Below are 22,114 nucleotides of genomic sequence, written 5' to 3'. Positions count from 1 at the left end.
CCCCGGCTCACCCGTCGAGCCGGGGCAGCACGCGTTCGCAGAACAGCCGCAGTCCGCGCCACCCCTCCGCCGTCGGCATCCCGCCGGCCAGCGGATGCAGGACGAGGTTGTCCAGCCCCTGCGCCACGCACTCGTCCGGCGTGAGGATCCGGTAGACCCCCTCGTCACGGAGTTCCCGCACGCTGCCCGCCGCCGACCGCACCGCCGAGCGGATGTCGCCGGACTGCCAGGAGGCGTAGGTCTGCGCCTCGTGCAGGAAGTGCTCGCCGTACTCGGCCCACGCCCGGTCCGGGTCCTCGGCGATGTGCAGCAGCGGGGTCTCGGCACCCGGCATCATCGTCCAGCCCTCGGTCCCGTGCTCCACCAGGCGCTCCTTGTAGTACGCCTCCAGCTCCGGGAGGTGCGCGCTGGGGAAGAAGGGCAGGCCGAGCCGGGCGGCCCGGCGGGCGGCGGCCTTCGAGGAGCCGCCGACCAGCAACAGGGGGTGCGGCTCGGAGAACGGCCGCGGGGTGACCCGTACGGTACGGCCCCGGTACGTGAACTCCTCCCCGGTCCAGGCCTTGAGCAGGGTGTCGAGGAGCTCGTCCTGGAGCCGCCCGCGCCGCTTCCAGTCCACCCCCGCCCGGTCGTACTCCTCGGGCCGGTACCCGATCCCGGCGACCGTGACCAGCCGGCCCCCGCTCAGCAGGTCGAGCACCGCGATGTCCTCGGCGAGCCGCAGCGGGTCGTGCAGCGGGCCGATCACCGCCGAGACCGTGACCGCGATCCTCCGGGTCGCGCCGAGCACGGCGCCCGCGAAGGCGAACGGCGACGGCAGCCAGTTGTTCTCGGCCCCGTGGTGCTCCTCGGTCTGCACGGTGGTGACCCCGCACTCGTCGGCGTACGCGGCCATCTCCAGAGCGGCCCGGTACCGCACCCCGAGCTCGGCCGGGGTCGCGCCGGGAGCGACGAGGTTGAAACGGACGACGGTGACGGGCATGGCAGGCCCCCTTCGGCGGATGTGGGGGGACCGTAGCTGACGGGGTGTCAGATGGCCATGGGTCCGGCCCGGTCGGCCATAGGCTCGGGCCCTGACCCGACCCGTCTTGCCGACCGACCCGCGGGACGAGGCCGACCGGGGGCGCGTCGCCCGCCGGCTCGACCCCGGCGACCTGCGGGGGCTCGCCGAGCACTGCTGCTGCCCCGAGGACGCGTCGGAGGAGACCGAGGAGCGCTGTCCGCGGCTGCGGTTCCGGGCGCGGGCGGCGCCGCACAAGAGCTGACAGGCCCCGGCCGTACGGGCCGGGCAGCGGGGTCCCGGGCGGGCAGGGATGGATACTGGACGCGTTATGGAAACCGTCATCCTTGCTGTAGTCATCGCCGTGGTCGTGCTCGGTGTGCTCGGCGGGCTCGTGGTCGGCAGCCGACGGAAGAAGTCGCTGCCCCCACCGCCCCCCACCGCGCCCGACATCACCGCCCCTCCGGCCGAGCCGCACGTCGGCGACGAGGCCGAGACGCCGCGCGACGAACCGCGCCGCACCATAGAGGAGGTGGATCTTCCCGACGGCGGCTCGACCGGCACCGCCGTCGAGGAACCGCCCGTTCTCGAGGTTCCCGAGCTCGAGATCCCCGAGCCCACCGAGGGGCGGCTGGTCCGCCTCCGCGCCCGGCTGTCCCGCTCGCAGAACGCCCTCGGCAAGGGCCTGCTCACGCTGCTCTCCCGCGAGCACCTCGACGAGGACACCTGGGAGGAGATCGAGGACACGCTGCTCACCGCCGACGTCGGCGTGCAGCCCACCCAGGAGCTGGTCGAGCGGCTGCGCGAGCGCGTCCGGGTGCTCGGCACCCGTACCCCCGAGGAGCTGCGCAGCCTGCTGCGCGAGGAGCTGCTCAAGCTGGTCGGCACCGACGTCGACCGCACCGTGAAGACCGAGCCGGAGGAGCGCAAGCCGGGCATCGTGATGGTCGTCGGGGTCAACGGCACCGGCAAGACCACCACCACCGGCAAGCTCGCGCGGGTGCTCGTGGCCGACGGGCGGACCGTCGTCCTCGGCGCCGCCGACACCTTCCGCGCCGCCGCCGCCGACCAGCTCCAGACCTGGGGCGAACGCGTCGGCGCGCACACCGTGCGGGGCCCCGAGGCGGGCGACCCCGCCTCCGTCGCGTTCGACGCGGTGAAGGAGGGCAAGGAGATGGGGGTGGACGTCGTCCTCATCGACACCGCGGGGCGGCTGCACACCAAGACCGGGCTCATGGACGAGCTCGGCAAGGTCAAGCGGGTCGTCGAGAAGCACGCGCCGCTCGACGAGGTGCTGCTCGTCCTCGACGCCACCACCGGGCAGAACGGCCTCGTGCAGGCCCGTGTCTTCGCCGAGGTCGTCAACATCACCGGCATCGTCCTGACCAAGCTGGACGGCACGGCGAAGGGCGGCATCGTGGTCGCGGTCCAGCGTGAGCTGGGCGTCCCGGTCAAGCTGATCGGACTCGGCGAGGGCGCGGACGATCTGGCGCCCTTCGAGCCGGAGGCGTTCGTGGATGCCCTTATCGGCGACTGAGGGCCGTCGCACACCGCGAGAACGGCGCCCGTCCGGGCGCGAGAGGACCGAGAGGACAACGAGAAGCGCCCGCCCCCAGGTGCAGTGGGAGCGGGCGCTCGGCTGTGTGCGCGCCGTACGGCTCAGGCGCGCGACCGGTGGGCCAGATAGGCCAGCGTGCCCAGCAGCAGACGGGCCTGCGGGGGGTGGGTCGCCGAGTCCAGCGCGGGCGGGCGCAGCCAGCGCACCGGGCCGAGACCGCCGCGGTCGGAGGGCGGGGCCGTGAGGTACGCGCCGGGGCCGAGGCCGCGCAGGTCCAGCGCGCTCGGGTCGTCCCAGCCCATGCGGTAGAGCAGGCCGTCCAGTTCGGCGGCGGCGCCGGGGGCGACGAAGAACTGGGTGCGGCCCTCGGGGGTGGCGATGACCGGCCCGAGGGGGAGGCCCATGCGCTCCAGACGGACCAGGGCGCGACGGCCGGCGGGCTCGGCGACGTCGATCACGTCGAAGGCGCGCCCGACGGGCAGCATGACCGCGGCGCCGGGGAAGTCCGACCAGGTCCTGCTCACCTCGTCGAGCGTGGCCCCGGCGGGGACCCGGGGGGCGAACGCCAGGGGGTGCGCGCCGGGTTCACGGCAGTCGGCGTCCCCGCAGGAGCAGGCGCCCGCCGTGGCCCGCGCGCCGGGCACCGCGTCCCATCCCCACAGTCCCGTGAACTCGGCGACGGCGGTGCACTCGGACGAGCGACCGCGCCTGCGCGCGCCGGAGCGGATCTCGCGAATGCCGCCGATCGTGAAGCCCATGCCCCCTCCAACGGGTTCGACGCGCCGATGGTTACGCAGCGGTCGATCGTCGTGACTCTGTGTGCTTCCGCTTCCCGTTCGCCGTCCGATCAGGGCGGCGCCCGGAAGCGCTCCGGGTGGTGTGCCGGGCTGTGTGCGCCCCTGAGTGCTTCGCTCCGCTCACCCTCGGCCGTTCTGTGTCAAGTGAATCGCGGACGAGCCATCGTGAGTTCATTCGAAGGGGTGGCGAATGGTGGCGTTTCCGGGATCCTCGTGGCCGGAGCCGTGATCGTAGGATTACTTTGAGTGTGCGGGTCCTGGAGGCACATGCGCTTGTGGGTATGCCGGAGGCAAGTCGGCTTTCCGTTCGAAGGGTGACAAGTCCCGTACGGCAGGCCGTATTTACCGGCATTCTGATAAGGCTTGGCGCACTCAGTGACAAGTGGTCTCAGGGATGGGGGCGTTCCAGTGAGCGGCAACGGCGGAAGCGGAAGTAACGCTGCGGGTGTGGACAAGCGCCCGAACGAGCTGCTCTCCTCGTGGTTCGTGCGCAGCGGCTGGTCGAAGGGCGAACTGGCCCGTCAGGTCAACCGTCGAGCACGCCAGTTGGGCGCCAACCACATCTCCACGGACACCTCGCGGGTGCGCCGCTGGCTGGACGGCGAGAACCCCCGCGAGCCGATCCCGAGGATCCTGTCCGAGCTGTTCTCCGAACGGTTCGGCTGTGTCGTCTCCGTCGAGGACCTCGGGCTGCGCGCCGCGCGCCAGGCGCCCTCCGTGACCGGCGTCGACCTGCCGTGGACGGCCCCGCAGACGGTGGCGCAGCTCAGCGAGTTCTCGCGCAGCGACCTGATGCTGGCGCGGCGCGGCTTCCTCGGCACCTCGCTCGCCCTGTGCGCGGGCCCCTCGCTCATCGAGCCCATGCAGCGCTGGCTCGTCCCCTCGCCACCCGCCCCGCTCGAGGAGCCGGACTCGGTCCCCACCAGCCGGGCCCGCGGGCGGCTCTCCCGGCCCGAGCTGGACCTGCTGGAGTCCACCACCGTGATGTTCCGGCAGTGGGACGCCCAGTGCGGCGGCGGGCTGCGCCGCAAGGCGGTCGTCGGGCAGCTGCACGAGGTGACGGACCTCCTCCAGGAGCCCCAGCCCGAGTCCACCGCGAGGAGGCTCTTCAAGGTCGCCGCCGAACTGGCCGAGCTGGCGGGCTGGATGAGCTACGACGTCGGGCTCCAGCCCACCGCGCAGAAGTACTTCGTCCTCGCGCTGCACGCGGCGAAGGAGGCCGGTGACCGGCCGCTCGGCAGTTACGTGCTGTCCAGCATGAGCCGCCAGATGATCCACCTCGGCCGGCCCGAGGACGCGCTGGAGCTGATCCACCTCGCGCAGTACGGCAGCCGGGACTGCGCGAGCCCGCGCACCCAGTCCATGCTGTATGCGATGGAGGCCCGCGCCTACGCCAACATGGGGCAGCCCGGCCGGTGCAAGCGGGCGGTGCGGATGGCCGAGGACACCTTCGCCGAGTCGGAGGAGTGGGACGAGCCGGACCCCGACTGGATCCGCTTCTTCTCCGAGGCCGAGCTGTACGGCGAGAACAGCCACTCGTTCCGCGACCTCGCCTATGTCGCCGGCCGCAGTCCCACCTACGCCTCGCTGGCCGAGCCCCTGATGCGCAAGGCTGTGGAACTGTTCGCGGGCGACCACGACCACCAGCGCTCCTACGTGCTGAACCTGATCGGCATGGCCACCGTGCACCTCCTCCAGCGCGAGCCCGCGCAGAGCGCCACCCTCGCCACCCAGGCCATGAAGGAGGCCAAGAAGGTGCGCTCCGAGCGCGTCAACACTCGTATCCGAAAGACCGTCGACAGCGCCGTACGCGATTTCGGTGATCTTTCCGAGGTCGTGGACCTCACCGAGCGGCTCACCATCGAGCTGCCGGAGACGGCGGAAGCGGTCTGATCCCGCTGATCCACTGAGCGGAACCCCTGAAACTCCGGCCGCGGCCGGCCCTCCCGAACTGCCCGACTCGGCTCCCCCATGCCAGGTCATTCGGAAGGCCGCCCGCGGCCGGTTTATTGCGTTCTCCGAAGGTTGCGCCACGATAACGATCCGATCGGCGACCATCGGGCAGTTCATCGAGGCGTAACGCACGGGACGCCTTCGTCACAGCGGCGAAACAACGAGGGGCTTCCACCGAAACCGCGCTGCGCGAATCTCATGGCGCATAACCGGCCCACCCCTCACGACCCGCTCTGGCATCGCCCGCACGGGGCCGTACCTACGACGAGGAGACGCCGATGGCAGCAGCCATCACGCTTGCGGCGGACGCACCCACGCTGTCGTCCGCGAACACAGGCTTCATGCTCATCTGTTCAGCCCTGGTGCTGATCATGACCCCGGGCCTCGCCTTCTTCTACGGAGGCATGGTCCGCGTCAAGAGCACGCTCAACATGCTGATGATGAGTTTCATCAGCATCGGGATCGTCACCATCCTGTGGGTGTTGTACGGCTTCTCCCTCGCTTTCGGCACCGACTCCGGCAGCCTCATCGGCTGGAACTCCGACTGGGTCGGTCTCAGCAACATCGGCCTGACACAGCTGTGGGACGGCTACACCATCCCGATCTTCGTGTTCATGGTCTTCCAGATGATGTTCGCGATCATCACGCCCGCCCTGATAAGCGGTGCGCTCGCCGACCGCGTCAAGTTCTCCGCCTGGGCGCTGTTCGTCGCGCTGTGGGCCACGGTCGTCTACTTCCCGGTCGCGCACTGGGTCTGGGGCGCCGGCGGCTGGGCCTTCGAGCTGGGTGTCATCGACTTCGCCGGTGGTACGGCGGTGCACATCAACGCCGGTGCCGCGGCGCTCGGCGTGATCCTCGTCATCGGCAAGCGCATCGGGTTCAAGAAGGACCCGATGCGCCCGCACAGCCTGCCGCTGGTCATGCTCGGCGCCGGTCTGCTGTGGTTCGGCTGGTTCGGCTTCAACGCCGGTTCGTGGCTCGGCAACGACGACGGCGTCGGCGCGCTGATGTTCGTCAACACGCAGGTGGCCACGGCCGCCGCCATGCTGGCCTGGCTCGTCTACGAGAAGATCCGCCACGGCGCGTTCACCACGCTGGGCGCCGCCTCCGGCGCGGTCGCCGGTCTGGTCGCCATCACCCCGTCCGGCGGCGCGGTCTCCCCGCTCGGCGCGATCGCCGTCGGCGCCATCGCCGGTGTCCTGTGCGCCATGGCCGTCGGCCTGAAGTACAAGTTCGGCTACGACGACTCGCTCGACGTCGTCGGCGTCCACCTCGTCGGCGGTGTCGTCGGCTCCCTGCTGATCGGCCTCTTCGCCAGCGGCAAGGGCCAGTCCGATGTCGAGGGCCTCTTCTACGGCGGCGGCCTCGACCAGTTCTGGAAGCAGTGCGCCGGAGTCTTCGCGGTCCTCGGCTACTCGCTGGTGGTCTCCGCGATCCTCGCCTTCCTCCTCGACAAGACGATCGGCATGCGCGTCTCCGAGGACGACGAGGTGGCCGGCATCGACCAGGCCGAGCACGCCGAGACCGCATACGACTTCAGCGGGGCCGGCGGCGGCGCCGCCCGCACGACCGCCCTCCCGACCGCGGTCACCGACGCGAGCAAGAAGGTGGACGCATGAAGCTCATCACCGCCGTCGTCAAGCCCCACCGGCTCGACGAGATCAAGGAAGCCCTCCAGGCCTTCGGCGTCCACGGTCTGACGGTCACCGAGGCCAGCGGTTACGGTCGTCAGCGGGGACACACCGAGGTCTACCGCGGTGCCGAGTACACGGTCGACCTCGTTCCCAAGATCCGTATCGAGGTGCTGGCCGAGGACGACGACGCCGAGCAGCTGATCGACGTCATCGTGAAGGCGGCCCGTACCGGCAAGATCGGTGACGGCAAGGTCTGGTCCCTCCCGGTCGAGACGGCCGTACGGGTCCGCACCGGCGAGCGCGGCCCGGACGCGCTCTGACGGCAGAACAGAACAGGAGTCGCTGGGTGACGAGTACGGACGTGCGCAAGGATGCAGAGGACTCGGGACCCAGCGGCTACGCGGCGGCCCGGCTGCGCCTCCTCACCGAGGGGGCGCGGTCCGGGCCGCCGCGCCGTTCCGCCCTCGCCGAACTGACCGACGACTGGCTGTCGGGGCTCTTCACGGCCGGCACCGAGGACCTCAGGGGCGTCTCCCTGGTCGCCGTCGGCGGCTACGGCCGCAGCGAGCTGTCCCCGCGCAGCGACCTCGACCTCCTGCTGCTGCACGACGGCGCCGACCCCAAGGCGGTCGCCGCCCTCGCCGACCGCCTCTGGTACCCCGTGTGGGACCTGGGCCTGGCGCTGGACCACTCCGTGCGCACGCCGGCCGAGGCCCGCAAGACCGCCGGGGAGGACCTCAAGGTCCAGCTCGGCCTCCTCGACGCCCGTCACCTCGCCGGCGACCCGGCTCTGACGGCGGGACTGCGTACGGCCGTCCTCGCCGACTGGCGCAACCAGGCGCCCAAGCGGCTCCCCGAGCTCCAGGAGCTCTGCGCCGAGCGCGCCGAGCGCCAGGGAGAGCTCCAGTACCTGCTCGAGCCGGACCTGAAGGAGGCGCGGGGCGGTCTGCGGGACGCCACCGCGCTGCGGGCCGTCGCCGCCTCCTGGCTGGCCGACGCGCCCCGCGAGGGCCTCGACGACGCCCGGCGCCGGCTCCTCGACGTACGGGACGCCCTGCACCTGGCCACCGGCCGGGCCACCGACCGGCTGGCCCTCCAGGAACAGGACCAGGTGGCCGCCGAGCTGGGCCTGCTGGACGCCGACACCCTGCTGCGGCAGGTGTACGAGGCGGCCCGCCTCATCTCCTACGCGAGCGACGTCACCTGGCGCGAGGTGGGACGCGTGCTGCGGTCGCGCTCCGTGCGGCCGCGGCTGCGCGCCATGCTGGGCGGCGGCGCCAAGCCCCCGGCCGAACGGTCCCCGCTGGCCGAAGGAGTGGTGGAGCAGGACGGCGAGGTGGTGCTCGCCCGCGCCGCACGCCCCGAACGCGACCCCGTGCTCCCCCTGCGCGCCGCGGCCGCCGCCGCGCAGGCGGGCCTCCCGCTCTCCCTGCACGCCGTACGGCGCCTCGCCGCCACCGTGCGCCCGCTGCCCACGCCCTGGCCCGCCGAGGCCCGCGAGCAGCTCGTGACCCTGCTCGGCTCGGGCCGGCCCACCATCGAGGTCTGGGAGGCGCTCGAGGCCGAGGGCCTGATCACCCGGCTGCTGCCCGACTGGGAGCGGGTGCGCTGCCGCCCGCAGCGCAACGCCGTGCACATCTGGACCGTGGACCGGCACCTCATCGAGACCGCCGTCCGGGCCTCCGAGTTCACCCGCCGGGTCAGCCGCCCCGACCTGCTCCTCGTCTCCGCCCTGCTGCACGACATCGGCAAGGGCTGGCCCGGCGACCACTCGGTGGCGGGCGAGATCATCGCCAAGGACGTCGCGGCCCGGATCGGCTTCGACCGGGCCGACGTCGCCGTCCTCTCCACGCTCGTACGGCAGCACCTGCTGCTGATCGAGACGGCCACCCGGCGCGACCTGGAGGACCCGGCCACGGTCCGCTCGGTCGCCGAGGCCGTCGGTTCCCAGAGCACCCTGGAACTGCTGCACGCGCTCACCGAGGCGGACGCGCTGGCCACCGGCCCCGCCGCCTGGTCGTCCTGGCGGGGTTCGCTCGTCGCGGACCTGGTCAAGCGGGTGGCGGCGGTGCTCGCCGGGAACGCGCCGGACGAGCCCGCCGTCGCCGCGCCCACCGCCGAGCAGGAACGGCTCGCCATCGAGGCGGTCGCCACCGGCGGCCCGGTGCTGGCCCTGCGCGCCCAGACCGAGCCCCTCGCGGAGGACGGACCGGTGGACGACCCCGAGCCGCTCGGTGTGGAACTGCTGATCGCCGTACCCGACCAGGCGGGCGTGCTGCCCGCCGTGGCGGGGGTCCTCGCCGTGCACCGCCTGACCGTCCGCACCGCCGAACTGCGCGCCCTGGACCTGCCGACCGGCGTCGAGGGCTCCGTCCTGCTGCTCAACTGGCGGGTCGCCGCCGAGTACGGCTCCCTGCCCCAGGCGGCCCGGCTGCGCGCCGACCTCGTACGCGCCCTGGACGGCTCGCTGGACATCGCCGGACGGCTCGCGGAACGGGACGCCGCCTACCCCCGCAGGCGGGGCGTGGTCGCGCCGCCGCCGCGGGTGACGGTCGCCCCGGCGGCCTCCCGGCACGCCACGGTCATCGAGGTGCGCGCGCAGGACGCTCCGGGGCTGCTGCACCGGATCGGCCAGGCCCTGGAGGACGAGGGGCTGCGGGTGCGCAGCATGCACGTCTCGACCCTCGGCGCGAACGCCGTGGACGCCTTCTACGTCACCGGCGCCGAGGGCGCGCCGCTGCCCGGCGACGAGGCGGCCTCGGTCACCCGCAAGCTGGAGGAGACGCTCAGGGCGTGACCGTGTGTCGCGCGGCACGCGTACCCGCCCGCCGAAAGCGAGCAGGCGGGGACGAATGTCTTGCGCGGCCGGATACCCTGGAAGACGCTCAGACTGCCCCCGACTCCGAGGACCGACGCCGCCGTGTTCGATACTCTCTCCGATCGCCTTTCAGCGACCTTCAAGAACTTGCGCGGCAAGGGGCGCCTGAGCGAAGCGGACATCGACGCCACGGCGCGCGAGATCCGCATCGCGCTCCTCGAAGCCGACGTGGCCCTGCCGGTCGTCCGCACGTTCATCAAGAACGTCAAGGAACGCGCCCTCGGCTCCGACGTCTCCAGGGCGCTCAACCCCGCCCAGCAGGTCCTGAAGATCGTCAACGAGGAACTCGTCACGATCCTCGGCGGTGAGACCAGGCGGCTGCGCTTCGCCAAGCAGCCGCCCACCGTGATCATGCTGGCCGGTCTCCAGGGTGCCGGTAAGACCACCCTCGCGGGCAAGCTCGGCCGCTGGCTGAAGGAGCAGGGCCACTCGCCGCTGCTCGTCGCCTGTGACCTCCAGCGCCCCAACGCCGTCAACCAGCTCAGCGTCGTCGCCGAGCGCGCCGGTGTGGCCGTGTACGCCCCGCAGCCGGGCAACGGGGTGGGCGACCCGGTCCAGGTCGCCAAGGACTCCATCGAGTTCGCCAAGAACAAGGTCCACGACATCGTGATCGTGGACACCGCCGGCCGCCTCGGTATCGACGCCGAGCTGATGCGCCAGGCCGCGGACATCCGCGACGCCGTCTCGCCCGACGAGATCCTCTTCGTCGTCGACGCGATGATCGGCCAGGACGCCGTCAACACCGCCGAGGCCTTCCGCGACGGCGTCGGCTTCGACGGTGTCGTGCTGTCGAAGCTCGACGGCGACGCCCGCGGTGGCGCGGCCCTGTCGATCGCCTCGGTGACCGGCAAGCCGATCATGTTCGCCTCGAACGGCGAGAAGCTGGACGAGTTCGACGCCTTCCACCCTGACCGGATGGCCTCCCGCATCCTCGACATGGGTGACCTGCTCACCCTGATCGAGCAGGCGGAGAAGACGTTCAGCCAGGAAGAGGCCGAGAAAATGGCCTCCAAGCTGGCGTCCAAGAAGGGCCAGGACTTCACCCTGGACGACTTCCTGGCCCAGATGGAGCAGGTCAGGAAGATGGGCAGCATCAGCAAGCTGCTCGGCATGCTGCCCGGCATGGGGCAGATCAAGGACCAGATCGCCAACCTCGACGAGCGCGACGTCGACCGCACGGCGGCGATCATCAAGTCGATGACCCCGGCCGAGCGCCAGGAACCGACGATCATCAACGGCTCGCGCCGCGCCCGTATCGCCAAGGGTTCCGGCGTCGAGGTCAGCGCGGTGAAGGGCCTGGTCGAGCGGTTCTTCGAGGCCCGCAAGATGATGTCCCGGATGGCTCAGGGCGGCGGCATGCCCGGGATGCCCGGGATGCCGGGCATGGGTGGCGGCGCCGGCCGGCAGAAGAAGCAGCCGAAGCAGGCCAAGGGCAAGCAGCGCTCCGGCAACCCGATGAAGCGCAAGCAGCAGGAGCTGGAGGAGGCCAAGCGCCGCGAGGCCCAGGCACAGGGCGGCAACGCGCTCGGCCTGCCGCAGCAGGGCGCCCAGGACTTCGAACTGCCGGACGAGTTCAAGAAGTTCATGGGCTGACGCCGCCGCTGACGCCGCCGGTGACACTCAGGCGCCGACCGAGGCCGGTCCGCTCCGGTCGCCGAGGGCGCCCCTCACTGTGAGGGGCGCCCTCGGCGCATTCCGGGGTACCCCCGACGGGGGAACGCGGTGAGCCTCAGGGAGTCCGCGCGATCAGGTACCGGAACACGTTCGGCATCCACACCGTCCCGTCCGGGCGCCGGTAGGGGTGCAGGGCCTCGGTCAGTTCCTTGTCGACCTGCGCCTGGTCCGTCGCCGCGACCGCCGCGTCGAACAGCCCGGTGGACAGCAGGCCCTTCAGGGCGCTCTCCACATCGGCGTACCCGAAGGGACAGGCCACCCGCCCCGATCCGTCCGGCCGGAGACCGGCCCGCCCGGCGACCTCCTCCAGGTCGTCGCGCAGCACCGGACGCAGCCGGACCGTGCCGCGGCGCAACGGATCGGCCAGCTTGGCCGCGACCCGCAGCACCGCTGACGTGGCGCAGCGTTCCGGCGGTCCCCAGCCGACGAGCACCACGGGCGCCCCGCGTGTGACGAACGGTGTCGTGGCGGCGAGCAGACCGCCGAGGCCGTCAGCGTCGCCCGCGCGACACCCGATCGGCTCGAACGCGGTCACCAGGTCGTACGCGCGCGTGCCCTTTTCGGTCACGTCCTTCGGCAGCCGGTCGGTGAGACGGGTGCCGCCACCGTCCCCCCGCGGCCCGCCGGCGCTGCGGTCCCCGGGCTCCTTCGGCAGCAGGCGCTCGCGCGCGAGGGCCAGCCGTTCGGGGGAGGAGGGTTCGACACCGGTGAGGGCCGCCGCGCCCCTTGCGGCCGCCATCAGCAGGGCGAGCCCCGAGCCGCAGCCGAGGGCGAGGAGCCTGGTGCCGGGCCCCACGTCCAGTCGCTCGTAGACGGCCTCGTAGAGCGGGACCAGCATCCGCTCCTGGATCTCCGACCAGTCACGCGCGCGTGCACCCGGGTCCACACGGGGCGTCGGCCCCGCTAGTGGCAGGTGCTGCCGCACGAGCGTAGGTGTCATGGATAAGCGCCCCAATCCGCCGAGAAATTGCCGCAGTAACCGATCAGGTGACCCCCGTGCAGTGCGCTCGCACTTCCCCCGTATGCCAGGTAACTCCCCGTACGCGACGGCGTCCAGAGGTCTCGGGCCCCCGCTTGCGCACCGACCGTGCCTGTGGCGAGAATTCACATCCCGGCAACTTGGGGCCGTACCATCTCGCCATGGCCAAGGCTCCCGTTCTCACCCCGCAGGCGGACGACTTCCCCCGCTGGTACCAGGATCTGATCAACAAGGCCGAACTGGCCGACAACGGCCCGGTGCGCGGCACCATGGTGATCCGACCGTACGGTTACGGGCTGTGGGAGCGGATGCAGGCGGAGCTGGACGCCCGCATCAAGGACACGGGCACCGAGAACGCGTACTTCCCGCTGCTGATCCCGCAGTCCTACCTCACCCGCGAGGCGGACCATGTCGAGGGATTCGCACCCGAGTTGGCCGTCGTGACACACGGGGGCGGCAAGGAGCTGGAGGAGCCGGCGGTCGTGCGGCCCACCTCCGAGACCATCGTCAACGAGTACTTCTCCAAGTGGGTGCAGAGCTACCGCGACCTGCCCCTGCTGATCAACCAGTGGGCCAACGTGGTCCGTTGGGAGCTGCGGCCGCGCCTCTTCCTGCGGACGTCCGAGTTCCTCTGGCAGGAGGGGCACACCGCGCACGCCACCTACGAGGAGGCCCGCGACTTCGCCGCCCGCATCCAGCGCGAGGTCTACGGCGACTTCCTGGAGAACGTCCTCGCGATCGACTTCGTCTCCGGCCGCAAGACGGTCAAGGAGCGCTTCGCGGGCGCCGTCAACACCCTCACCCTCGAGAGCATGATGGGCGACGGCAAGGCCCTCCAGATGGTCACCAGCCATGAGCTGGGCCAGAACTTCGCCCGCGCCTTCGACACCCGGTACCTGACCAGCGACGGCACGCAGGAGCTGGTCTGGCAGACCTCCTGGGGCTCGACGACCCGCATGATCGGCGCCCTGGTGATGATCCACGGCGACGACGACGGGCTGCGGGTGCCGCCGCGGCTGGCGCAGATCCAGGTCGTCGTCCTCGCGGTCAAGGGGGACGAGGCGGTTCTGGCCAAGGTCCGCGAGGTGGGTGACCGGCTGAGGGCGGCGGGGCTCCGCGTCCGGGTCGACGACCGCACCGACGTCCCCTTCGGGCGGCGCGCGGTCGACTGGGAGCTCAAGGGCGTGCCGGTCCGGGTCGAGATCGGGCCCCGTGACCTGGAGAACGGCACCGCGATGCTGGCGCGCCGCATCCCGGGCGGCAAGGAGCCGGTGGCGATCGACGCGCTCGAAAGCCTGCTGCCCGCCGTCCTCGAGGAGGACCAGGCGCTGTTGCTGCGGCAGTCCCGTGAGCGCCGCGAATCCCGTACGACGGACGTCTCGACGATCGAGGAGGCGGCCGAGGTCGCCGCCGCCGGCGGCTGGGCGCGCGTCCCGTGGGCGACCCTCGGCGAAGAAGGCGAGGCCAGGCTGGCCGAGCAGTCGCTGACCGTACGCTGTCTGATCGCGGAGGACGGGTCGGTGCCGGACGACGGGGACGCCCCCGGTAACGTCGCCGTCGTCGCGCGCGCTTACTGAGGCAGCGCCCTCCGCTCGCGAGAGCGACCGAAAGGCCTCTTGCGCCCCTGCGGAACTTCCCTGCCCCGGCGCGTGGACCTCGTCTACGCGCCGGGGCGTACGTGGGCCTACGCACCAGCTTGGTAGGAGCTGTGAGGCTTCTCCGCAGATCAGCGCACCCGCCCTCGTCAGGACGCATCAGCGGCAACTGACGGGTACGTGCAAATTATTTGGGATGGCCCGGAATAGGAACACAGGGGCACCCCCGCTCGTTGTCATTACGTGAGCACGACACAGACACCACCTGTTCTCGCCGCAGAACTGGCAGAGGCGTGGGCCGACATTCAGCGGTACCACCCCGAACTGCCCGATCTTGCCGCGCCAGAGTCCCTGATCGGGGAGTCGTCGTCCGCCTGCGGTCACGAGCTCTCCTTCGAGCGACTGCTTCACGAGGCAGTCCATGGCATCGCCGCAGCCCGCGGCGTGCGTGACACCTCCCGCGCCGGCCGCTACCACAACCGCAGATTCCTCGCGATCGCCGAGGAACTGGGTCTGGACCACCCCGAGGAACCCCACCCCAGCAGCGGTTTCTCCCTGGTCACGCTCAACCCCGAGGCCAAGCGGCGCTACCGTCCGACGATCGAGCGCCTCCAGCGGGCCCTCAAGGCCCATCTGGCGGCCACCTCCTCCGACACCACCCGCAGCTTCCGCGGCCCGGCGGCCCGGCACGGCTCCTCCGGCGGCGGCGTCCGGGTCAAGGCCGTGTGCGACTGCGGCCGCAACGTGCGGGTCGTACCGTCGGTCCTGGCCCAGGCGCCGATCGTGTGCGGGGGCTGCGGCAAGCCGTTCCGGATCCCGGAGATCGCGGGCGCCGCCTAGGCACGCGCCGTCATGCACCGGCATCTCGTGGCTGCCGGTTCAGTGTGATGCGGGGGGCCGTCGCCGGCGGCGCCCCGCACGCGCCGGGCGTTGCTTCCGCATGCCCGGGGACCACCCGTGGCCGGAAGGGACCCGAGCGGTGTGGCACAATGGCTAGCTGTACTCGACAGTCGCACAGGACCCCTCTCTCCTCCGGCTGACGCGTCCATCGGGCACTCGGGTACCGCAACCCCACGCGGCCATCTCGCCGTGCCCAACCACGTCAAGACCAGGAGACACCACTTCCGTGGCAGTCAAGATCAAGCTGAAGCGTCTGGGCAAGATCCGCGCGCCTCACTACCGCATCGTCGTCGCCGACTCCCGCACCCGTCGTGACGGTCGTGCGATCGAGGAGATCGGCAAGTACCAGCCGACGTACCACCCGTCGATCATCGAGGTCGACGCCGACCGCGTGGCGTACTGGCTGGGTGTCGGCGCGCAGCCGACCGAGCCCGTGCTCGCCATTCTGAAGAAGACCGGCGACTGGCAGAAGTTCAAGGGCGAGCCCGCCCCGGCGCCGCTGCTCGTCGCCGAGCCGAAGAAGGCTCGCCCGTCGTTCGAGGCCCTCGGTGGCGACGACTCGGGCAAGGGTGAGGCCATCACCCAGAAGAAGAAGGCTGAGAAGAAGGACGAGGCTGCCGCCGAGTCCGAGTCGACCGAGGCCTGAGCAGCATGCTCGAAGAGGCGCTTGAGCACCTCGTGAAGGGCATCGTCGACAACCCCGACGATGTGCAGGTCGCCTCGCGCAACCTGCGCCGCGGGCGCGTGCTCGAGGTCCGGGTCCACCCGGACGACCTCGGCAAGGTGATCGGCCGCAACGGCCGCACCGCACGCGCTCTGCGCACCGTCGTGGGCGCCATCGGCGGCCGTGGCGTCCGCGTCGACCTCGTCGACGTGGATCACGTCCGCTGACGCGTTTCGCAACACCGGCTCGGGCCGGGGAGGGCCACTGGGCCGTCCCCGGCCCGTGGTCGTTACGGCAGTCGTGACGACCGGTATGTGACGACAGGTACGACAGGAGATCTTCAGAAGTGCAGCTCGTAGTCGCGCGGATCGGCCGCGCCCACGGCATCAAGGGCGAGGTCACCGTCGAGGTACGCACCGACGAGCCGGAGCTGCGGCTCGCGCCCGGCGCCGTCCTGTCCACGGACCCGGCCTCGACCGGCCCGCTGACCATCGAGACCGGCCGGGTGCACAGCGGTCGTCTCCTCCTGCGCTTCGAGGGGGTGCGGGACCGCACCGCCGCCGAAGCGCTGCGCAACACCCTCCTGATCGCCGAGGTCGACCCCGCGGAGCTGCCCGAGGAGGAGGACGAGTACTACGACCACCAGCTGATGGACCTGGACGTGGTCACCAAGGACGGCGCGGAGGTCGGCCGGATCACGGAGATCTCGCATCTGCCCTCCCAGGACCTCTTCATCGTCGAGCGGCCCGACGGCAGCGAGGTGATGATCCCCTTCGTCGAGGCGATCGTCATCGAGATCGATCTGGAGGAGCAGCGGGCCGTCATCGACCCGCCGCCCGGTCTGATCGACGACCGTGCCGAGATCGTTTCCTCCCGGGACGCGGACGCGGACGCGGACGAGGACACGGACGCGAACGCGGTCGGCGACACCGACGACGCGGACGCCGACGCGGACGGGGACCGGCCGTAATGCGCCTCGACGTCGTCACGATCTTCCCCGAGTACCTCGACCCGCTGAACGTCTCCCTCGTCGGCAAGGCACGCGCGCGCGGCCGGCTGGACGTACACGTGCACGATCTGCGGGAGTGGACGTACGACCGGCACAACACGGTCGACGACACCCCCTACGGCGGCGGACCCGGCATGGTCATGAAGACCGAGCCCTGGGGCGAAGCGCTCGACACCGTCCTCGCCGACGGCTACGAGCGGGGCGCGCACGCGCCCGCGATCGTCGTCCCGACCCCCAGCGGCCGGCCCTTCACCCAGGAACTCGCGGTCGAGCTCTCCGAACGCCCCTGGCTGATCTTCACCCCGGCCCGCTACGAGGGCATCGACCGGCGGGTCATCGACGAGTACGCCACCCGGATCCCCGTCTACGAGGTCTCCATCGGCGACTACGTCCTGGCCGGCGGGGAGGCCGCCGTCCTGGTCGTCACCGAGGCGGTGGCCCGCCTGCTGCCCGGCGTGCTCGGCAACGCCGAGTCCCACCGCGACGACTCCTTCGCCCCCGGTGCCATGGCCAGCCTCCTGGAGGGGCCGATCTACACCAAGCCGCCCGCCTGGCGCGGCCGGGAGATCCCCGAGGTGCTGCTCAGCGGCCACCACGGCAGGATCGCCCGCTGGCGCCGGGACGAGGCCCTGCGGCGCACCACGGCCAACCGGCCCGACCTGATCGAGCGCTGCGAGCCGGGGACCTTCGGCAAGAAGGACCGCGAGATGCTCTCCATCCTGGGCTGGATGCCCGACCCGGAGGGTGCCCCGTACGGTCGATTTTGGCGCAGGACCGACAGCGTGGAAGAATAGGCCGCTGTTGTGCGCCGTCCGGTGTGCGCCCCTGCCACAGGGGGACACGACGCCCGCCTCGACGGGCACACGGCACTCAATCCTCGAACATCTAGTTCCGTTGATGACCTGTGGCATCAGCGAAGAAAGCAGACGAAATGTCTCACCTGCTCGACTCTGTCGACGCCGCGTCGCTGCGCAGCGACGTCCCGGCCTTCCGTCCGGGTGACACCGTCAACGTCCACGTCCGCGTCATCGAGGGCAACCGCTCCCGTGTGCAGCAGTTCAAGGGCGTAGTCATCCGCCGCCAGGGCGCCGGTGTCCGCGAGACCTTCACGGTCCGCAAGGTCTCCTTCTCCGTCGGCGTCGAGCGCACCTTCCCGGTGCACACCCCGATCGTCGAGAAGATCGAGCTCGTCACCCGCGGTGACGTGCGTCGCGCCAAGCTCTACTACCTCCGTGAGCTGCGCGGCAAGGCCGCGAAGATCAAGGAGAAGCGCGACAACTGAGCGCCCTCGGGCGTTCACGGCGCGGCCGGATAGCATCTGGCCCCGATGGACACCGAAGCTCAGCCGACGACGGAGCGCGACCGCTCCTCCCGCCCTTCCGTTCCCGAGGACGTCTCCCAGGAGACCCCGGAGGCGGAGGGACCGGAGGGACGGTCGCGTTTCGCGTTGGTGGAGCGGATCACGCGGTGGCTGCCGGGCGGCCGGACCAGTCTGACCCTGCTGATCTGCCTGCTGTTTTTGCTGGCCCTCAACGCTTTCGTGGTGCAACCGTTCCAGATTCCCAGCGGATCCATGGAAAACGGATTGAGGATCGGCGACCGCGTTCTCGTAAATAAGTTGGCGTACCGTTTCGGTGCCGAGCCGCGGCGCGGTGATGTCGTCGTCTTCGACGGCGCCGGGTACTTCGGGAACTTCGACTACATCAAGCGCGTCGTGGGTGTAGGGGGAGATCACGTGGTCTGCTGCGACAAGGAGGGGAGGATCAAGGTGAACGGCCGGTCGGTCGACGAGTCGACGTTCCTGTATCCCGGCGACCGTGCGTCCACGGTGGACTTCGACGTGGACGTGCCCGAGGGCACCCTGTTCGTCCTCGGTGACCACCGCAGCCACTCCAGCGACTCGCGGGACCACCTCGGTTCACCGGGCGGCGGCATGATCCCCGTGGACCGGGTGATCGGCCGCGCCGACTGGATCCTCTGGCCCTTCGCGCACCTCACCCGTCTGTCCCGCCCGAGCGCCTACGCGCGGGTGCCCGGCGCGGAGGGCGCCCATGGGTAACCGCGGCAGGCCGCGCGGCATCCCCACCAGCGCCGCGGACAACCTTCTGCCCACCGGCGCCCGGCGCACGTCCAGTTCGGCCGCCGGCCGCACCCGCGCGGAACGGCGCAAGCTCCAGCGCAAGGTCAAGCGCAAGCGCAGGCGCTCGGCCGTCCGGGAGATACCGCTGCTGGTCGGTGTCGCCGTCCTGATAGCCCTGGTCCTGAAGACGTTCCTGGTGCAGGCCTTCGTGATCCCGTCCGGCTCCATGGAGCAGACGATCCGGATCGGCGACCGTGTCCTGGTCGACAAGTTCACCCCGTGGTTCGGCTCCAAGCCCGAGCGCGGGGACGTCGTCGTCTTCAAGGACCCCGGCGGCTGGCTCGACGACGAGCAGACCACCGCCAAGAAGGCGGACCCGGTCGTCGTCAAGCAGATCAAGGAGGGGCTCACCTTCATCGGCCTGCTGCCGTCCGACGACGAGAAGGACCTCATCAAGCGGGTCGTCGGGGTGGGTGGCGACCGTGTGGTCTGCTGTGACACGCAGGGACGCGTCACCGTCAACGGCGTTCCCCTGGAAGAGGGGTCGTATCTGTATCCCGGCAACGCGCCCTCCAGCACGTCGTTCGACATCACCGTCCCGCAGGGGCGGCTGTGGGTGATGGGCGACCACCGCGCCAACTCCGCCGACTCCCGGGCCCACCAGAACACCGACTACGGCGGCACCGTCTCGGAGGACGAGGTCGTGGGGCGGGCCATGGTCATCGCCTGGCCGCTGGGGCACTGGGTCCGTCTCAAGGAACCGCAAACTTTCGCATCCGTCACCGGCTCGGCCGCCACGGCGACCGCGTCCGCCCAGCCGTCGCATAGGGTTGCCCCCGGCGATCCGAACGGATCGGTTGGACAACTCCCGAGCCCTGCGGAACTCCCGCTCGTTATGGGAGTGGTGGGCCTGCGTCGTACGTGGGGCAGGCAGCGGCACAGAGTGAGGAGTTGGCGTGGGGGATGTGGCGGTTGGCGCACGGTCCGGGCACGACGGCGAGGAGCACCGCGGTCATCCCGTGGAAGCAGCCGACCCGGCTTCCGACAGCGCCGTGACCCCCGGGAATGACCCGGTGGCGGGTGGCGACGGCCCCCCGGCGGACGAGCCGCCCCGGACCGGTGGCGGTGGTTCCGGCGGTGGCCCGGCCCCGAAGCCGAAGAAGCCCCGCTCCTTCTGGAAGGAGCTGCCGATCCTGATCGGTATCGCGCTCGTCCTCGCGCTGCTGATCAAGACGTTCCTGGTGCAGGCGTTCTCCATCCCGTCGGCCTCGATGGAGAACACCCTCAAGGAGGGCGACCGGGTCCTCGTCGACAAGCTGACCCCGTGGTTCGGGTCCGAGCCGGAGCGCGGTGAGGTCGTCGTCTTCCACGACCCCGACAACTGGCTGGCGGGCGAGGCCACCGCTGATCCGAACGCCTTCCAGACCGTCCTCAGCTGGATCGGCCTGATGCCGTCCGCAGAGGAGAAGGACCTGATCAAGCGGGTCATCGGCGTCGGCGGCGACACCGTCGCGTGCAAGGGCACCGGCCCGCTCACGGTCAACGGCAAGGCGCTGAACGAGCCGTACGTGTACCCCGGCAACACCCCGTGCAGCCAGGACGACCAGGGCGGCCAGTTCACCGTCAAGGTCCCCAAGGGCTTCATCTGGGTGATGGGCGACCACCGTCAGAACTCGCGCGACTCGCGCTACAACCAGTCGGACAAGAACCACGGCATGGTGCCCGTCGACCAGGTCGTCGGCCGTGCCGTCGTCAAGGCCTGGCCGATCACCCGTTGGGGCACGCTGCCGGTGCCCGACACCTTCGACCAGGACGGCCTGAGCGCCCAGAGCGCGGGATCCGCGGCGCTGACGGTCGCCCCGCAGGGTCTCGCCCTCGTCGGCGCCGTCCCCGTCGTGCTGTGGCGCCGTCGGCGCACGGAGGGCTCCGCGGCCCGCTGACCTTCCGGCTTCCGGTCCGGCGCCACTCGGCAAACCCTTTCCCAAGCTTGTGACCAAGGCTCGGGAAGACCGGGGAGGAAGGGCTGACCCGGCTCGGTACCGCCGGGTAGGGTGCGGATCCATGGGTGGCGAGAGCACGACGCGTACGGCCCCGCACAGTGGCGGTGGCACCAGCAGTGGCCCGGTGGGCAGCCGGACCGGACAGCGTCTGTCCGGACTGGCCGTCGCACTGGGCCTCGTGCTGTTCCTCGGCGGATTCGGGTGGGGAGCCCTGCTCTACCGGCCGTACACCGTGCCCACCAGCTCCATGAGCCCGACGATCGCGGCCGGCGACCGTGTGCTGGCCGAGCGCATCGACGGCGACGAGGTGCGCCGCGGGGACGTCGTCGTCTTCACCGACAAGACCTGGGCGAGCAACGCGCCCGTGGTCAAGCGGGTCGTGGCGGTCGGCGGCGACACGGTCTCCTGCTGCACCGAGGGCAAGCTGACCGTCAACGGCAAGCAGATCGAGGAACCGTATCTGCCCGCCGGCAGCCTCGCCGAGAACAAGAACATCCCGACCGTGAAGGTCCCGGAGGGCCGGCTCTTCCTGCTCGGCGACGAGCGGGAGGGCTCCCTGGACTCCTCCGCCCACCTCACGGACGCGGCGCAGGGCACGGTCGCGCGCAGCGCCGTCGCGGCCCGGGTCGACGCCGTCGTCTGGCCCATGAACGGCATGCTGGAGCGCCCCACGGGCTTCACGGCGCTCGGCGCCCTGTCGCAGCCCGGCCCGCTGGGCACCATCGGCTGGATGATCGTCGCGGGTGGTGTGCTGGTCCTCGGGGGCGGGGCCTACGGCCCGATCGCCAAGCGGACGTCCGGCCGTCGTGCCCGGCCGGAGGCGGCCGGTGCCCGCTGAGACCTCGGACGGGCCGGTGGGCGCGGGCCTCGACTCCTACGAGGGCGGCCTGCGCAAGGTCGCCCGGGTCGTCCTCCTCGACCCGCAGGACCGCATCCTGCTGCTGCACGGCCATGAACCGGACGACCCGGCCGACAACTGGTGGTTCACCCCCGGGGGCGGGGTGGAGGGCGACGAGACCCGTGAGGAGGCGGCTCTGCGGGAACTCGTCGAGGAGACCGGCATCTCCGAGGTCGAGCTCGGTCCGGTGCTGTGGCGGCGCAGGTGTTCCTTCCCGTTCGCGGGCCGCCGCTGGGACCAGGACGAGTGGTACTACCTGGCCCGTACGACGGTGACGGCGACCCGCGCGACGGCCCTGACCGAGCTGGAGCGGCGCAGCGTCGCCGGAGCGCGCTGGTGGACCTGTCAGGAACTGGCCCGGGCCCATGAGACGGTGTATCCGACCAGACTCGCCGAGCTGCTGCGCAGGCTGCTCGACGAAGGTCCTCCGGCCGGACCCGTAACGCTGGACACGGAAATCGTCTAGCGGCGCACGGGACTGGCGCACAATGGGGAGAT

General features: G+C 71.2%; 22 protein-coding genes. 19 read left to right on the top strand and 3 right to left on the bottom strand.

All coding sequences use genetic code 11. The annotated features are described in order from the left end of the window. Positions 1-7: 7 nt before the first annotated feature. The gene (locus AOQ37_RS05275; RefSeq protein ID WP_062641742.1) at positions 8-979 is read right to left on the bottom strand and encodes an LLM class flavin-dependent oxidoreductase; all 972 of its coding nucleotides are present in this window, start codon (positions 977-979) and stop codon (positions 8-10) included. Between the two features lie 106 nt (positions 980-1,085). On the opposite strand from AOQ37_RS05275, the gene AOQ37_RS05270 reads away from it, so the two are divergent. Together AOQ37_RS05270 and ftsY are read left to right on the top strand one after the other, a co-directional pair. Continuing rightward, positions 1,086-1,262, top strand: coding sequence for a hypothetical protein (locus AOQ37_RS05270; RefSeq protein ID WP_234436815.1), 177 nt, complete (start codon positions 1,086-1,088; stop codon positions 1,260-1,262). A gap of 66 nt (positions 1,263-1,328) precedes the next feature. Next, positions 1,329-2,534, top strand: coding sequence for a signal recognition particle-docking protein FtsY (ftsY, locus tag AOQ37_RS05265; RefSeq protein WP_062641738.1), 1,206 nt, complete (start codon positions 1,329-1,331; stop codon positions 2,532-2,534). A gap of 122 nt (positions 2,535-2,656) precedes the next feature. Here the strand turns inward: ftsY and AOQ37_RS05260 are convergent, their stop codons facing one another. After that, positions 2,657-3,313: a bifunctional DNA primase/polymerase gene (locus AOQ37_RS05260; RefSeq protein ID WP_062641736.1), complete on the bottom strand. Its 657-nt coding sequence runs from the start codon at positions 3,311-3,313 to the stop codon at positions 2,657-2,659. A gap of 447 nt (positions 3,314-3,760) precedes the next feature. Here AOQ37_RS05260 and nsdA point away from each other — a divergent pair, with 447 nt between their 5' ends. From nsdA to ffh, 5 genes are all read left to right on the top strand, one after another. Then, the gene (nsdA, locus tag AOQ37_RS05255; RefSeq protein WP_062641734.1) at positions 3,761-5,245 is read left to right on the top strand and encodes a transcriptional repressor NsdA; all 1,485 of its coding nucleotides are present in this window, start codon (positions 3,761-3,763) and stop codon (positions 5,243-5,245) included. A 338-nt stretch (positions 5,246-5,583) separates the two neighbouring features. Next, positions 5,584-6,924 (top strand): ammonium transporter, encoded by a 1,341-nt coding sequence (locus AOQ37_RS05250; RefSeq protein WP_062641732.1) that lies wholly within the window; start codon positions 5,584-5,586, stop codon positions 6,922-6,924. Then, positions 6,921-7,259, top strand: a complete 339-nt coding sequence (locus AOQ37_RS05245; RefSeq protein ID WP_003997576.1) for a P-II family nitrogen regulator — start codon at positions 6,921-6,923, stop codon at positions 7,257-7,259. The genes AOQ37_RS05250 and AOQ37_RS05245 overlap by 4 nt, the downstream gene beginning before the upstream one ends. A 26-nt stretch (positions 7,260-7,285) precedes the next feature. Next, a complete protein-coding gene (locus AOQ37_RS05240) occupies positions 7,286-9,736 on the top strand; it encodes a [protein-PII] uridylyltransferase (protein ID WP_062641730.1) in 2,451 nt (816 codons plus the stop codon). A 123-nt stretch (positions 9,737-9,859) separates the two neighbouring features. Continuing rightward, the gene (gene ffh / locus AOQ37_RS05235) at positions 9,860-11,410 is read left to right on the top strand and encodes a signal recognition particle protein (RefSeq protein ID WP_062641728.1); all 1,551 of its coding nucleotides are present in this window, start codon (positions 9,860-9,862) and stop codon (positions 11,408-11,410) included. Between the two features lie 136 nt (positions 11,411-11,546). On the opposite strand, the gene AOQ37_RS05230 is transcribed toward ffh, so the two are convergent. After that, the gene (locus AOQ37_RS05230) at positions 11,547-12,431 is read right to left on the bottom strand and encodes a class I SAM-dependent methyltransferase (RefSeq protein WP_078890016.1); all 885 of its coding nucleotides are present in this window, start codon (positions 12,429-12,431) and stop codon (positions 11,547-11,549) included. Between the two features lie 200 nt (positions 12,432-12,631). Between AOQ37_RS05230 and proS the strand changes: the two genes are divergently transcribed. From proS to AOQ37_RS05170, 12 genes are all read left to right on the top strand, one after another. Beyond that, positions 12,632-14,047 carry a proline--tRNA ligase gene (proS, locus tag AOQ37_RS05225; protein ID WP_062641725.1) on the top strand — a complete coding sequence of 472 codons (1,416 nt, stop codon included), beginning with the start codon at positions 12,632-12,634 and terminating at the stop codon, positions 14,045-14,047. Positions 14,048-14,308: 261 nt separating this feature from the next. Further along, a complete protein-coding gene (locus AOQ37_RS05220) occupies positions 14,309-14,905 on the top strand; it encodes a hypothetical protein (RefSeq protein ID WP_028806665.1) in 597 nt (198 codons plus the stop codon). A gap of 286 nt (positions 14,906-15,191) precedes the next feature. Further along, a complete protein-coding gene (gene rpsP / locus AOQ37_RS05215) occupies positions 15,192-15,611 on the top strand; it encodes a 30S ribosomal protein S16 (RefSeq protein WP_062641723.1) in 420 nt (139 codons plus the stop codon). Positions 15,612-15,616: 5 nt separating this feature from the next. Further along, on the top strand, positions 15,617-15,856 hold the full coding sequence (locus AOQ37_RS05210; RefSeq protein ID WP_003973401.1) for an RNA-binding protein: 240 nt from the start codon (positions 15,617-15,619) through the stop codon (positions 15,854-15,856). A gap of 119 nt (positions 15,857-15,975) precedes the next feature. Next, positions 15,976-16,599: a ribosome maturation factor RimM gene (gene rimM / locus AOQ37_RS05205; RefSeq protein ID WP_062641722.1), complete on the top strand. Its 624-nt coding sequence runs from the start codon at positions 15,976-15,978 to the stop codon at positions 16,597-16,599. Next, complete coding sequence (gene trmD, locus AOQ37_RS05200) at positions 16,599-17,432, top strand: tRNA (guanosine(37)-N1)-methyltransferase TrmD (RefSeq protein ID WP_062641720.1); 834 nt, start codon at positions 16,599-16,601, stop codon at positions 17,430-17,432. The genes rimM and trmD overlap by 1 nt, the downstream gene beginning before the upstream one ends. A 137-nt stretch (positions 17,433-17,569) precedes the next feature. Then, positions 17,570-17,920, top strand: coding sequence for a 50S ribosomal protein L19 (rplS, locus tag AOQ37_RS05195; protein WP_020128707.1), 351 nt, complete (start codon positions 17,570-17,572; stop codon positions 17,918-17,920). 45 nt (positions 17,921-17,965) lie between these two features. Next, positions 17,966-18,697: a signal peptidase I gene (gene lepB / locus AOQ37_RS05190; protein ID WP_062641718.1), complete on the top strand. Its 732-nt coding sequence runs from the start codon at positions 17,966-17,968 to the stop codon at positions 18,695-18,697. Beyond that, complete coding sequence (lepB, locus tag AOQ37_RS05185) at positions 18,690-19,787, top strand: signal peptidase I (RefSeq protein ID WP_062641716.1); 1,098 nt, start codon at positions 18,690-18,692, stop codon at positions 19,785-19,787. The genes lepB (AOQ37_RS05190) and lepB (AOQ37_RS05185) overlap by 8 nt, the downstream gene beginning before the upstream one ends. Beyond that, entirely contained in the window at positions 19,675-20,658 is a 984-nt protein-coding gene (gene lepB / locus AOQ37_RS05180; RefSeq protein WP_078890015.1) for a signal peptidase I, read from the top strand. Before lepB (AOQ37_RS05185) ends, lepB (AOQ37_RS05180) begins: the two co-directional genes overlap by 113 nt. A 121-nt stretch (positions 20,659-20,779) precedes the next feature. Beyond that, complete coding sequence (lepB, locus tag AOQ37_RS05175; RefSeq protein WP_062641713.1) at positions 20,780-21,556, top strand: signal peptidase I; 777 nt, start codon at positions 20,780-20,782, stop codon at positions 21,554-21,556. Continuing rightward, entirely contained in the window at positions 21,546-22,082 is a 537-nt protein-coding gene (locus AOQ37_RS05170) for an NUDIX hydrolase (RefSeq protein ID WP_062642453.1), read from the top strand. Before lepB (AOQ37_RS05175) ends, AOQ37_RS05170 begins: the two co-directional genes overlap by 11 nt. Positions 22,083-22,114: the final 32 nt, after the last annotated feature.

Origin of the sequence: Streptomyces maremycinicus (genome assembly GCF_001184025.1) — a bacterium.
In the GTDB taxonomy this organism is placed as follows: Bacteria; Actinomycetota; Actinomycetes; order Streptomycetales; family Streptomycetaceae; genus Streptomyces; species Streptomyces maremycinicus.
The sequence above is the reverse complement of the archived record's forward strand: the minus strand, read 5'-3'. Positions and strand labels throughout refer to the sequence as shown.

What these genes read in the sequence shown, in the direction of transcription:
- AOQ37_RS05275 (WP_062641742.1), bottom strand. Translation starts at nt 979, where the DNA reads ATGCCCGTCACCGTCGTCCGTTTCAACCTCGTCGCTCCCGGCGCGACC.
- ftsY (WP_062641738.1), top strand. Translation starts at nt 1,329, where the DNA reads ATGGAAACCGTCATCCTTGCTGTAGTCATCGCCGTGGTCGTGCTCGGT.
- AOQ37_RS05260 (WP_062641736.1), bottom strand. Translation starts at nt 3,313, where the DNA reads ATGGGCTTCACGATCGGCGGCATTCGCGAGATCCGCTCCGGCGCGCGC.
- AOQ37_RS05250 (WP_062641732.1), top strand. Translation starts at nt 5,584, where the DNA reads ATGGCAGCAGCCATCACGCTTGCGGCGGACGCACCCACGCTGTCGTCC.
- AOQ37_RS05245 (WP_003997576.1), top strand. Translation starts at nt 6,921, where the DNA reads ATGAAGCTCATCACCGCCGTCGTCAAGCCCCACCGGCTCGACGAGATC.
- AOQ37_RS05230 (WP_078890016.1), bottom strand. Translation starts at nt 12,431, where the DNA reads ATGACACCTACGCTCGTGCGGCAGCACCTGCCACTAGCGGGGCCGACG.
- proS (WP_062641725.1), top strand. Translation starts at nt 12,632, where the DNA reads ATGGCCAAGGCTCCCGTTCTCACCCCGCAGGCGGACGACTTCCCCCGC.
- AOQ37_RS05210 (WP_003973401.1), top strand. Translation starts at nt 15,617, where the DNA reads ATGCTCGAAGAGGCGCTTGAGCACCTCGTGAAGGGCATCGTCGACAAC.
- trmD (WP_062641720.1), top strand. Translation starts at nt 16,599, where the DNA reads ATGCGCCTCGACGTCGTCACGATCTTCCCCGAGTACCTCGACCCGCTG.
- rplS (WP_020128707.1), top strand. Translation starts at nt 17,570, where the DNA reads ATGTCTCACCTGCTCGACTCTGTCGACGCCGCGTCGCTGCGCAGCGAC.
- lepB (WP_062641718.1), top strand. Translation starts at nt 17,966, where the DNA reads ATGGACACCGAAGCTCAGCCGACGACGGAGCGCGACCGCTCCTCCCGC.
- lepB (WP_062641716.1), top strand. Translation starts at nt 18,690, where the DNA reads ATGGGTAACCGCGGCAGGCCGCGCGGCATCCCCACCAGCGCCGCGGAC.
- lepB (WP_062641713.1), top strand. Translation starts at nt 20,780, where the DNA reads ATGGGTGGCGAGAGCACGACGCGTACGGCCCCGCACAGTGGCGGTGGC.